The following is a 12,925-nucleotide window of genomic DNA, read 5'->3' as shown; positions in this document are numbered from 1 at the left end:
GAACTGGATCGTAACCACCATTCTGTAAGATAGACAATACAGATGCTTTGATTAATGAATTGACATCATTTCCGCAGGATAATAGAATAAAGATAAGCCATAAAGATAAAGTCATAAAGGAGATGTCATGAGCGAAGATAAAATCAGATCCAAAGCACTGGCCCTTGTAATCATTCTGCTGGCCGTCGCCCTGTACAACAATTACCGCATGAAGCAGGAACTGAACAATCTGCGAAGTGAGATGAGCAGTATGGAAGCCATTTTGCGCAATGAAATCAACGGAGTCAGGAGCGATGCGGATCATAAATATGAAAGTGTGACAAAGAAGATGGAGCAGGATGCCAGCCTGTTTTCCGATACTTCCATAAATATGGGGATGCAGGACGGAAAGCTGGTGGTGACGATGCGGGCGGTTCCCAAAGCGCTGGAGAAGAATGAAACTGTGACTGCCAGTCTGACTGCGGAAGGAACCGTATACCGGCAGGCGCTTGACGCAGAGAACCAGGCACAGTTTATGCTGGAACCGGCAGAATGGCTGGAACCGGCCTTTGTAATTGAGTCAGAGACCGGATACCGTCAGGAAATTCTGAAGCCTGTGTATACCGTCAATACCATGATGGCGCGGGCGGAATGTGATTTTTATGATTCCGAGGCAAACGATGAGGGGATGTTTCATTTCTGGATTACGGGAAATGCAGGTGGAAATCCCTTTGAAGAGGACGAGATCGCAATGGCAGAAGCAAAGATTGCGGCAAACGGTATGGTAGAAAGCCCGGGTGGAAATGGCGGCTCACACCAGAAATCCGGTTATAGTCAGGCAGTCACGGAGGCGCAGGCCGTAGAAGTACAGCCTGCCGCATACGACCAATTGGCAGGGGAAGACCTTACCCTTACAAAGCTTTCAGGTGAGACCGGTAAAATAGTGGGCTACCGGATCGACGTGTCCGATTATATAGGAAGAAAAGACAACGTGAATTACGAAGTTTATCTGCGGATTACGTTGAAAAATGGGCTCCAGTATGTGACCGGAGGTCCCCTGGTTTCATTTGCTTCTACGGAGAACAGCACTTCCAGGAGCGGGGGGAGTGAGAATCTGGTGCCGGTATTGGATTTTTAGTAATCCGACAAATAAACAGATATAACAAAAAAAGATTACCAATTTGTGGGAAAATGTAGTAGAATATGAGAAAAGCAGTCAGAAAAGGAGAATTAAAATGGCATTCTATTATGAGGAACCGTCCAGAACATTCAGCGAGTACCTTCTGGTTCCGGGCTATTCATCGACAAAGTGTGTTCCATCGGAAGTAAGTTTAAAGACCCCTCTGGTCAGATACAAAAAGGGAGAGGAACCGGCGCTGCATATTAATATTCCTATGGTTTCCGCAATCATGCAGTCGGTGTCGGACGACAGATTGGCTATCGCTCTCGCGCAGGAAGGCGGCCTGTCTTTTATTTATGGATCTCAGACCATTGCCGAGCAGGCAGCGATGGTGAACCGGGTGAAACGGTACCGTGCCGGTTTTGTAGTAAGCGATTCCAATGTATCTCCTGAGATGACGCTGGAGGACGTGCTTTCCCTGACTGAGCGGACAGGCCATTCAACGATCGCCGTAACGGAAGACGGCGGACCAAACGGCAGGCTTCTGGGAATCGTAACCAATAAGGATTACCGTGTGAGCCGTATGACCCCTGACACGAAGGTAAAGGAATTTATGACACAGATCGGCGACCTCGTCTACGCGGACGAAGACACCACTTTAAAGGAAGCCAACGACATTATCTGGGAACACAAGATCAATTGTCTTCCTCTGGTTAATAAAGAAGGACAGCTGGTCTATCTCGTGTTCCGCAAGGATTACGACAGCCATAAGAAAAATGAAAACGAGCTGATTGACAGTTCCAAGCGCTACATGGTGGGGGCGGGTATCAATACGAGAGACTATGAGGAACGTGTTCCAGCGCTTTTGGAAGCAGGCGCCGATGTGCTCTGCATCGACAGCTCGGAGGGCTTTTCCGAGTGGCAGAAGATCACCATAGACTATATCCGGAAGAATTACGGACAGAGTGTGAAGGTGGGCGCAGGCAATGTAGTGGATGCGGAAGGATTCCGTTTCCTGGCGGAGGCCGGAGCTGATTTCATTAAAGTCGGGATCGGCGGAGGCGCAATCTGCATCACACGTGAACAGAAGGGAATCGGAAGAGGCCAGGCAACTTCTCTGATCGAGGTGGCAAGAGCAAGAGACGACTATTACGAAGAGACCGGCATCTATGTTCCGATCTGCTCTGACGGCGGAATTGTCCACGATTACCACGTAACCCTGGCGTTGGCCATGGGCGCTGACTTTGTGATGCTGGGCAGATACTTCGCCAGATTTGACGAGAGCCCGACAAAGAGAGTCAATGTCAACGGAAGCTACATGAAAGAGTACTGGGGCGAAGGAAGTGCGAGAGCGAGAAACTGGCAGCGGTATGATATGGGCGGAGAGAAAAAGCTTTCATTCGAAGAAGGTGTGGATTCCTTCGTACCGTACGCGGGCAGCTTAAAGGATAACGTGGGTCTCATCCTGAGCAAGGTGCGCTCAACCATGTGCAACTGCGGCGCGCTCACCATTCCGGAGCTGCAGAGCAAAGCAAAAATTACGCTGGTTTCATCGACCAGTATTGTCGAGGGCGGGGCACATGATGTCATGCTGAGAGATTCAAAATAAAGTTTTTTGCCGGAAAGGGAGCGGATTGTATGGAATATTTCAAAGCATCCGAAGACCACGCAGAGCAGATTTATAATCTGGTACAGAACACCATTACCGCGGTCTATCCCCGGTACTATCCGGAGGCGGTGGTGGATTTCTTTTGCAGCCTTCACAACAGAACCAATATCAGCCGGGATATAGAAGACGGCTGTGTGCGTGTTCTGTGGAGCGACGGCCGGATGGTGGGAACCGGAAGCTGCAAAGGCAGCCATATCACCAGGGTCTTCGTTGCCCCGGAATTTCAGGGACAGGGGTATGGCAGGCGGATCATGGAGAACCTGGAACGTGAAATTGCACGGGAATATCCATCTATATGTCTGGATGCGTCCCTTCCAGCGGCTCACTTTTACGAAAGCAGGGGATACAAGACCGTGAGACATGGGAAAACAGAGGTTGAGAACAACGCCATACTGGTCTATGAAGTGATGGAAAAGCAAATGACTAAGAACTTATAAGAGAAAAATTAGAAGAGCGGTTAGCTGCGCGGCGGATAATACAATGTCCGCCGCGCTAAACTGTTAATATAGAAAGTGTTTAACTTAACAGATCATTCACGCTAATAATGTTACATCCCTTGCTTTCATAATAATGCAGCATCTCATCAATCTTTCTTTTGTCATAACTGGTAATGCAGTCTGACAGCACACTCACGCCATACTCTGCCTTGCGCAGGTTGTAGCAGGTCGATTTGACACAGATGGCGGCATCTGCTCCTGCAATGTAGAAATCACACAGTTCATTCTTTCTGATATAATCTGTAAATTCTTCAGAGCTTAACGCATTTCCTTTATATTTTGTAAAAATATTGTCTGATACTATTTTCAAGTCTGAAGCTAATTCAGATCCACAGGTATTCGGTTTAAATGTCCTCGTGCCTGCGGATAAATTTTCATGTCTGATATAAATAACATGAATTTGATGATTGGCCGCCCAATCGATCGCTTGATTGATATTGTCAATCACGTCCTTGTAATTCTTTGTTATATCATTTTGAATATCGATTATGACCAGGGCTTTCTTCTGCATGGTGTCTCCTCCTGACAGGTAGTGTATTTTGTTTGCTTTTTTATTATAGCCTGTAATTGTTGACAGCTATATGGCAACAATCTATAATGAAAAAAGAAATTCTACCTGTGCGGTTGGGACTGCTTCGGCATACGTCCTGCCACAGGCTCCTGCTGCCTGCTCTGGCCCGGTGGTTCATCTCCATTTCCTGTTCCGGTTTCGGGCATAAGCAGTTCTAAACGTGCAGGATTTTTCTAAAAACCAGAGGAAATCCCCAAACTCGCGTTGCTCAAACAAGTGGGGATTTCCTCTGAACGAAAAATTCTGCGCATTAAGAACTGCTAATACCCTGCAAAGTCACAGGAAATGGAGATGAACCACCGGGCCAGAGCAGGCAGCAGGAGCCTGTGGCAGGACGTATGCCGAAGCAGTCCCAACCACACAGGTGGAAGAAATTTTGGAAGGCGGATGATCTGATGAAAGTTGACAGGCTTGTAAGCATTATTATGATACTCCTTGATAAAAAGCGTATAGGCGCGCAGGAGTTAGCCGATCTTTTTGAAGTTTCACCCCGCACCATCTACCGCGACATAGATGCGGTCAACATGGCGGGGATTCCTGTTTGTTCGATACCGGGAGTGGGCGGCGGCTTTGAAATCATGCAGGAATACAAAATGGATAAAAAGGTATTTTCTGCTGACGATCTTTCCGCTCTCTTAATGGGGCTGTCCAGTCTTTCCAACATCGTGCGGGGAGACGAACTGGTACACGCTCTTGCGAAAGTCAGGAGCTTTATCCCGGCTGACAGAGCGAAGGATATCGAATTAAAGGTAAATCAGATATGTATCGATTTAAGTCCGTGGACAGGAAACAGCAGCATACAGCCATATTTAGAAATTATCAAATCAGCTTTGCAGGAAAACAGGCTGCTTTCGTTTGAATATACAGCCCACCATGGAAATAAAACCGCACGAACAGTCGAGCCGTATCAGCTTGTATTGAAAAGCAGCCATTGGTATTTACAGGGGTATTGCCAAAAAAGACATGATTTCCGCCTGTTCAGACTGTCCCGTATGGCGGACCTGCAAATGCAGGAGGAGGCTTTTGTACCGCGGGATTATCAAAAACCGGTTTTAGACTTTGCAGAAATGCTGGAAACGATGCAGACAAAAATCAAAATCCGTATTCATCAATCGGTGATGGACCGGGTGCTTGATTATTGCTCTTATGAAGATTTCTCGCCGGACGGTGATGATTATTACCTTGTCAGTTTTCCTTTCATAGAGAACGAGTACCACTACGATATTCTTCTCAGCTTTGGGGATAAATGCGAATGCTTGGAGCCGCTGCATATCCGCACGGAAATGAAGCGAAGAATACATGATATAGCTTCCTTATACGAAAAATGATATTACATTTTACCACAATTTTTATTGTCTGCTAAAGTTTTACTTGACTATAGGGTTACCTTATAGTTTATGCTAGGGGGACGCGAGTAAATCGTTAAGATATTTTCATCAGGAGGAAACGGGTTTTATATGAAATTAATTATCCACTACTTAAAAAACTACAAGAAAATGTTTCTGCTCAATGTAGTATCCGTACTGGGGTTTGCGCTTGTGGAGCTGGGTATTCCGACAATCGTGGCTCAGATGATCGATAACGGAGTAAACCGCGGGGATCCGGCCTACATATGGAAGATGGGGGTTCTGATAGCCGCTATTTCTTTTGCCGGAGTTGCAGGCACGATTTTGCTGGGGTACTGCTGTGCCTATCTTTCGACCTCTGTCACCAGAGATATCCGAAATGATATTTTCAAGAAAACTCAGGAATTCTCACACAGTGAGTTCCACGAATTCGGCATCGCCTCCCTGATTACCAGGACGGGCAATGATGCATTTCAGATTCAGATGTTTATGAATATTCTGCTGAGAACCGCGCTCATGACGCCGGTGATGATGATCGGAAGCATTTTCCTGGTTTTACGGGCTTCTTTAAGCCTGTCCGTCGTTATTCTGGCGACGATTCCGCTGATTGTGGGCGGAGTGATTCTGGTGGCAAGGATTTCGGAGCCGATCAGTGAGAGCCAGCAGTCCTCCCTGGAAGACATCAACCGGATTTCCAAGGAGAACTTAAGCGGTATCCGGGTAATCCGTGCATTTACCAACGATGAGTATGAGAAGAAGCGCTTCGACGGCGCCAATTCAAGCTATATGGGGAACTCGAAGAAACTGTTTAAGCTGATGTCTGTGACTCAGCCGGTCTTCTTCCTTCTTATGAACTTAGCCGGTATGGTAATCTACTGGATTGCCAGCATTATGCTCAGCGAGGGAACTCTGCAGATCGGTGAGCTGGTGGCGTTTATGGACTACTTATTCCATGTGATGTTCTCCATTATGCTGTTCTGCCTGGTCTTTATGATGTATCCGAAGGCAGCGGTCAGCGCCGGACGTATCCAGAAAATATTTGACGCAGAGCCGTCGATTAAAAATCCTGAAACCAATGTGCAGTCGTTAGACCACATCGATGATATCGTTTTTGACCATGTAGATTTCGTTTATCCGGATGGAGAGGAAGCGGTGCTTAAGGATGTGTCATTTTCGGTGAAGCGGGGAGAGACGATCGCCTTTATCGGAAGTACCGGGTCAGGAAAGAGTACGCTGATTAACTTAATTCCCAGGGCTTACGATGTCAGTGCGGGCCGTGTTCTGATGAACGGGAAGGATATCCGGACGTATGATTTGGAGAGCCTGCGGCGCGCCATCGGTTTTATTTCCCAGAAAGCAATGCTGTTTTCCGGAACCATTGCAGATAATCTGCGTTTCGGTAAGAAGGACGCCACGATGGAGGAACTGGTACAGGCGGCAAAGACCGCGCAGGCGTACGATTTTATCGTGGAAAAAGGCGGGTTTGAAGAACATATCACGGAGAGCGCAACCAATGTTTCCGGCGGCCAGCGCCAGCGTCTGTCCATCGCAAGGGCGCTGATTCGAAGGCCGGATGTCTATGTTTTTGACGATTCCTTTTCTGCCCTGGATTTTAAGACGGATGCGAAGCTTCGCCGGATGCTTAAGAAGGAGACGGGTAACGCCATCGTCATGGTGGTGGCTCAGCGTATTTCCAGCATCATGGAGGCCGACCAGATCATTGTATTGAACGAGGGCAGTATCGTGGGGACAGGAACCCATAAGGAGCTGCTGGAGAACTGCCGCATTTACCGTGAGATTGCATTATCCCAGTTAAGTGAGGAGGAATTATCCCATGCATAAAAAAATCAAAGAAATCGGAAGGATGCTGGGAAAACTGAAACCCTTTCTGGCGCCTTATGCTTTTCAGTTATTTGTATCTGTTTTTATGATCGTTATCAGTATTGGGGCGATTACAGCCGCGCCGCGGATTGAAGGAATGATTACCAGCAGGCTGGCCGCAGACCTGGCGGATATGGCCTCCGGCGCAGAGGGCGCCGGCATTAATTTTGAAGTGATTCGCAATATATTGCTGGTGCTTCTGGCTATTTATCTTACGAAGACGGTTTCCCAGATCGTAGGCTCGTTCTGCCTGACCAACTCGATTCAGAACGCCATGCACGATTTGCGGAACGAGGTTCAGAACAAGATACGCCGCCTGCCTGTCCGGTATTTTGACACCAACAGCTTCGGCGACGTACTGAGCCGTGTCACCAACGACGTGGAGGCGGTATCCAACGCGCTCCAGCAGAGCTTTTCCCAGGTGATCAGCGGTATCCTTACCCTGATTCTGGCCCTGTGGATGATGTTTTCCATCAACAAACTGATGGCCTGCATCGCTTTTTTGATCATCCCGGTGGGGGCCCTCATCACCCGCGGTATTGTGCGGATCAGCCAGAGCCAGTTTAAGGCTCAGCAGGACTCACTCGGTGATATGAACGGAGCGATTACGGAGCTGTATACCGGTTACAATGAAATACTGCTGTTCGGACAGCAGGAGCAGTCCAGGGAACAGTTCGAGGCGGTTAATGACAGCCTGCAGAAACACGCTTTTAAGGCGCAGTTTCTCTCGTCACTCATGAGCCCTCTCATTTCCCTGACGACGTATTTAAGCATCGGCGTTATTGCGGTGATCGGCTGCTTTGCCATCCTGGCCGGTACGTTGTCGGTGGGAAACTTACAGGCATTTATCCGTTATATCTGGCAGGTCAACGACCCGCTGACCCAGGTTTCCCAGCTGTCTGCCCAGATTCAGGCGGCCTTTGCAGGCATGAAACGTATTTTTGAGATTCTCGATGAACCGGAGGAGACAGAAAAGTCTCCAGCGGGACTCCTTCCAGGACCGGCAAAGGGCGAGGTTACCTTTGAGCATGTCAGCTTTTCCTATGGGGACACACCGGTAATCAGGGACTTTAACGTCACGGTTAAGAGCGGTCAGATGGTTGCCATCGTAGGACCAACCGGAGCGGGAAAGACCACGCTTATCAATCTGCTGCTTCGCTTCTATGATGTAAACGGCGGACGGATTCTCGTTGACGGTGTGGATATCCGCGATATGAACCGGGAGGACTTACGGTCCATGTTTGGTATGGTGCTGCAGGATACCTGGCTGTTCTCCGGAACGATTTTTGACAATATCCGATACGGTAATCTGTCGGCCAGAAAGGATGAGGTAATCGATGCGGCCAAGATGGCCAATGTCCATCACTTTATCCGTACTCTGCCCCAGGGCTATAACATGGTAATTAACGAGGAGGGAAGCAATATCTCCCAGGGAGAGAAGCAGCTCCTGACGATTGCCAGGGCTATTTTAAAGAATCCGCAGATCATGATTCTCGATGAGGCTACCTCCTCGGTAGATACCCGTCTGGAGAAGATGCTGCAGAGCGCCATGAACAAGGTACTGAAAGGAAGGACCAGTTTCGTCATCGCCCACCGTCTGTCCACCATTAAAAACGCAGATTTAATTCTCGTTCTCAGGGATGGAGATATTGCGGAAATGGGGAACCATGAGAGCCTGATGGCGCAGAGCGGTTTCTACAGTCAGCTTTACAATTCCCAGTTTGCGTGGGGATCGGAGGAAGCGTAAAAACAGTGTTTGCAAAAAGCAGTGTCGAAGTTCAGACACTGCTTTTTTTGATCATAAAAAGGTTATGAAAGTCCGCTGCCGATGCTGCGGCTCAAGGGTGTTTGCAGAAGTATAAACGGCAGGTATTAAGTGGTACCGCCCACAACTTTAGCCTGAAACTGGAGACTGGCTGTACCAAGCGCCGCAATATTGGGTATGGTATAAGTCAGTGTACTGCTGGTCAGGGTTGGTGTGGCAGCAGTGCCGTTTACCGTAAAAGAACCAGTAAAACATACGTAGCGCCGGCAGGAATTGTATCGCTGAAGGGCAGATTGGTTAAGGCACTTAAGCCAAGGTTTGTTATGGTTACGGTGTAAGTCAGAGTTTCGCCAATACTGGCTGTTAACTTATCTACCGCTTTCACAACTGTGGGCGCGATAAGCAGAACTGTAGATACCGTGTTGCTGTTGATCGGACTTCCGCCATAGGTTACACTGGCAGTGTTGTCTAATTTGTTGATAATTGCCATGGAATTCACCTCACAAAGCTGGTTTGATTTATCATATGCATTAACAGAAGGACATGACATCAATATGTAATCGTTCACACGGAAAGCTGAACTGTTACAAAAAAACTGCAAGACTGCAAAAACTTCTTGACTTGGAGTTCACTCCAGCAAGTATAATAAAAGAAATGTCTATGACTGAAAAGGAGAGTGCGAATATGATTTACAAAGATTTTCAGGACTTAAAGCTGTCTGCCCTTGGAATGGGGGCTATGCGTCTTCCGGTAACGGCAGGAGATGATTCTGCCATTGATGAGGCGGCCACTGCAGAAATGGTCGCATACGCAATAGAAAAGGGTATCAACTACTTTGATACGGCCTGGGGCTATCACGGCGGCCATTCCGAAGAAGTGTTGGGCAGAGTGCTTGGCAAGTATCCGAGGGAGAGCTTTTATCTGGCAACAAAATTTCCGGGATATGACCTTTCCAACATGGATAAGGCAGAGGGGATTTTTGAGAAACAGCTTGAGAAGTGCGGGGTGGAATACTTTGATTTCTATCTGTTCCACAATGTATGCGAGATGAATATTGATGCTTATCTGGACGAAGGGTATGGGATTTTTGAGTATCTGCTGAAACAGAAGGAGGCGGGGAGAATCCGTCATCTTGGTTTTTCGGCCCACGGCAGCTATGAGGTGATGAAGCGTTTTTTGGAGGCGTACGGCAGTGAGATGGAGTTCTGCCAGATTCAGCTAAATTATCTGGACTGGTCATTCCAGGGCGCTGAGGATAAAGCAGAACTGCTGCACAGCTATGGACTGCCTGTATGGGTCATGGAACCGCTGCGGGGAGGAAAGCTGGCTGTTTTATCCGAAAAACACATGGAAAGGCTGAGAAAATTCCGCCCTGAAGAAAAGGCGCCGGCATGGGCGTTTCGATTCCTGCAGTCTGTTCCGGATGTCACGATGATCCTGTCGGGCATGTCTGATTTTGGACAGCTTCAGGAAAATATACATACCTTTGAAGAAGATAAGCCGCTTCAAAAAGAGGAAATGGAGACGGTACTGGCGATTGCGGATGAGATGCTTAAAAAGTCCTCTCTGCCCTGCACGGCCTGCCACTACTGTGTAAGCCACTGTCCAAAGGGACTGGATATTCCATCTCTGCTGGAGCTTTACAACGAACACTGCTTTACCGGCGGCGGTTTTCTTGCGCCCATGGCGTTGATGGCAGTGCCGGGAGACAGGCATCCTGACGCCTGTATCGGATGCCGAAGCTGCGAGGCCGTATGTCCGCAGCAGATTAAAATCTCAGAGGCTATGGCGGATTTTGCCGCAAAATTAAAAGCATAATTATAAAAGTTGAGGCCTGCGCCGAATTACGCAGGCCTTTTGCTGTTTTGATTATTAACTTACTGCTCCTATCTATGAGCCGGTTGATTTTCTGCAATTGTAATGATATAATGTATCAAATATGTTTATGTTTGCTGAATATATGGTATTAGATCCTAGTTTTTGGCTATAATATATGGCAAGTGTACCAAGTAAAAGGTGCGACGGATGGTCTGGCTGTCTTTAACAGCAAATTGTATAAAGTGAGAAAAAGAAAAGGGTGAATTCTTCCGCTGGGATCCGCGGTACCAGTCTGTTTTCGGAGGAGATGACGACTATGGGAGTCAAAATAGAGAGATTAAAAAAATATACTGCTGTTATAGTGATTTTGGTACTGACAGCAAGTGTTTTAAGTGGCTGCGGTTTGCTGGAATCGAAGAAAAAGACGGTTGTAACGGTACTTTTTAATACAAAATTTGATCTTTTGGAGCAATTGATTGAGAAGGTGTATCCCGATATTGACCTGCAGGCAGAGCAGAGTTTTAACCCCGGCGAACAGCTTCGGAGGCTGGAGAATGGAGTCGGCCCGGATCTGGTCATTACGACGCAGCCTTTGACCGGCGAAAGCCTGGATTATGTATTAGATATCAGTGATATGTCCGTTACCGTGGCTTACGATGGCGCTGTTATGAAAAATTTAAAGCAGGATGGAAAGATATACCAGCTGCCGCTGCCGGGACAGTATACGGGTTACATAGTAAACGAGACTCTTTTCGAACTGGAAGAAATTTCTGTGCCAAATACCAATGAAGAGTTGCGTGAAGCACTGATTACACTAAAAGAGCGGGGAATTGCAGGGGAGGACGGGAGCAATTTTGCTGTATTCAGCGACTATAATGCGAATATAGCCATGTTTTATACGGGATATACGGTTCCTGATTTTTTAGGAACGATGGAAGGGGTTAACTGGCTTGCTGCTCTCTGGACACAGAACGCTTCTTTTAGTGGCGTCTGGGAAGAGAGCTTCACAGCGATAGGGAAACTGGCAGAAGCCGGTGTGATAGATGCGGCTGCGATCGGCCGGCAGCGCAATTCTATTAAGTATAGTGCACGAATGGGACGTGGTACCCTGGCGGTACTGTGTGGAGACAGTGCTTTATTTTCTGAATGTGTGGCCGAAAATCTGAATGCTGTGGAAGCAGGGGAAGCCCCTGTTTATTCATACCGAATGCTTCCGTTTCTCAGTAATGGGGAGAACTCCCCCTGGGTGCTTTTTTCTCCGGCTGCCTACATTGGAATTAACAGCTCTTCCGGCAAAGAAAAGCAGGAAGCATGCAGACGTGTGCTGGAACTGCTTTCCACCCAGGAAGGGCAGGAAGCACTTATTCAAGAGTTAAACACAGGGATTTCCTGTCTGCAGAATTACGAAGCCGGTGAAGACACAGTTCCAAAGGGAATTGAATCATGTATAGAAAATGGTTACGTATACCATGTGCTGTTTCCGGAACGGACGCTGGAGTATTTAGGAAGTAACGCCAGGAAGGTGATGGGGAATAAAATTACGATTTCTGAAGCATTGGCCTCGTTGGACTATTATGTAAGAGAAGGAGCAGATTCGGTGGATGACGCCATGGAGGTGGTGGGAGTTATGGAAGAGGACCTGCTGCTTCATGACTTTAATGTGCGCCGGGGAGAAAGTGAAATAGGTAATTTTCTGGCTGATAGTGTGGCAGATGCCTCCGGGGCACCGATAGCGGTGATCAACGGAGGGGGAATCAGAAGCAGTTTTTATAAGGGCGAGGTATTGGGCGAGGATTTGGAAGCTGTCTGCCCCTTTGACAATCTGATTGTGGTTTTAGAGATGGATGGGCAAACGATGTGGGATATGATTGAAAATGGTTTGACTGTATGTACGGATGAGTTACCCGGAGGCCGTTTTCTTTCTGTTTCAGGATTGACATATGTATTTGACAGTTCCAGGCCGGCTGGAGAGCGTCTTATGGAACTTACCCTTAGAGATGGAACGCCTGTCGATCGGAAGACAGTCTACCAGGTGGCAATCAATGACTATATGGCCGGAAAACGGGGATATGTGGAAGGAAACGGAGATAATTATACTATGCTTAACTGGTATGATGATGAAACTGAGAAGGGATCTGTCTCCATGGTCAAAGAAACGGGGTTGACGTATCGCGACGCTATGGTTCTGTATTTTGATAATCATCAGGGCAGTCCTGTTCGCGCACAGATAGAAGGCCGTATTACAGATTTGGCTGACAATAAGATGAAATAAGACCAGG

At 47.6% G+C, this 12,925-nt stretch carries 10 protein-coding genes; 8 read left to right on the top strand and 2 right to left on the bottom strand.

From position 1 onward, the window contains the following. The first annotated feature begins 127 nt into the window (after positions 1-127). The 3 genes from M1L66_RS22025 (at position 128) to M1L66_RS22015 (ending at position 3,205) form a co-directional block, all read left to right on the top strand. On the top strand, positions 128-1,117 hold the full coding sequence (locus tag M1L66_RS22025; RefSeq protein WP_434688221.1) for a hypothetical protein: 990 nt from the start codon (positions 128-130) through the stop codon (positions 1,115-1,117). Between the two features lie 97 nt (positions 1,118-1,214). After that, positions 1,215-2,708, top strand: a complete 1,494-nt coding sequence (locus M1L66_RS22020) for an IMP dehydrogenase (protein ID WP_434688219.1) — start codon at positions 1,215-1,217, stop codon at positions 2,706-2,708. A gap of 29 nt (positions 2,709-2,737) precedes the next feature. Then, the gene (locus tag M1L66_RS22015; protein WP_117632503.1) at positions 2,738-3,205 is read left to right on the top strand and encodes a GNAT family N-acetyltransferase; all 468 of its coding nucleotides are present in this window, start codon (positions 2,738-2,740) and stop codon (positions 3,203-3,205) included. A gap of 79 nt (positions 3,206-3,284) precedes the next feature. On the opposite strand, the gene M1L66_RS22010 is transcribed toward M1L66_RS22015, so the two are convergent. Continuing rightward, positions 3,285-3,776, bottom strand: a complete 492-nt coding sequence (locus M1L66_RS22010; RefSeq protein ID WP_434688216.1) for a cysteine hydrolase family protein — start codon at positions 3,774-3,776, stop codon at positions 3,285-3,287. A gap of 455 nt (positions 3,777-4,231) precedes the next feature. Between M1L66_RS22010 and M1L66_RS22005 the strand changes: the two genes are divergently transcribed. The 3 genes from M1L66_RS22005 to M1L66_RS21995 all read left to right on the top strand — a co-directional run bounded on the left by M1L66_RS22005 (position 4,232) and on the right by M1L66_RS21995 (position 8,810). Beyond that, the gene (locus M1L66_RS22005; RefSeq protein WP_187018714.1) at positions 4,232-5,164 is read left to right on the top strand and encodes a helix-turn-helix transcriptional regulator; all 933 of its coding nucleotides are present in this window, start codon (positions 4,232-4,234) and stop codon (positions 5,162-5,164) included. A gap of 129 nt (positions 5,165-5,293) precedes the next feature. After that, positions 5,294-7,024, top strand: a complete 1,731-nt coding sequence (locus tag M1L66_RS22000) for an ABC transporter ATP-binding protein (RefSeq protein WP_434688213.1) — start codon at positions 5,294-5,296, stop codon at positions 7,022-7,024. Then, positions 7,017-8,810 (top strand): ABC transporter ATP-binding protein, encoded by a 1,794-nt coding sequence (locus tag M1L66_RS21995; protein WP_187018718.1) that lies wholly within the window; start codon positions 7,017-7,019, stop codon positions 8,808-8,810. Before M1L66_RS22000 ends, M1L66_RS21995 begins: the two co-directional genes overlap by 8 nt. Positions 8,811-9,057: 247 nt before the next feature. Here M1L66_RS21995 and M1L66_RS21990 read toward each other — a convergent pair whose 3' ends face one another. Next, positions 9,058-9,318, bottom strand: a complete 261-nt coding sequence (locus M1L66_RS21990) for a DUF11 domain-containing protein (protein WP_434688211.1) — start codon at positions 9,316-9,318, stop codon at positions 9,058-9,060. 194 nt (positions 9,319-9,512) lie between these two features. On the opposite strand from M1L66_RS21990, the gene M1L66_RS21985 reads away from it, so the two are divergent. Beyond that, on the top strand, positions 9,513-10,646 hold the full coding sequence (locus M1L66_RS21985; RefSeq protein ID WP_434688209.1) for an aldo/keto reductase: 1,134 nt from the start codon (positions 9,513-9,515) through the stop codon (positions 10,644-10,646). A 316-nt stretch (positions 10,647-10,962) separates the two neighbouring features. Continuing rightward, positions 10,963-12,918 (top strand): 5'-nucleotidase C-terminal domain-containing protein, encoded by a 1,956-nt coding sequence (locus M1L66_RS21980; protein ID WP_434688207.1) that lies wholly within the window; start codon positions 10,963-10,965, stop codon positions 12,916-12,918. Positions 12,919-12,925: the final 7 nt, after the last annotated feature.

Source organism: Hungatella sp. SB206, assembly GCF_051132295.1.
GTDB classification, from domain to species: Bacteria; Bacillota; Clostridia; order Lachnospirales; family Lachnospiraceae; genus Hungatella; species Hungatella effluvii.
Note: the sequence above shows the minus strand (reverse complement) of the source record. Positions and strands in the feature narration are given on the sequence as shown.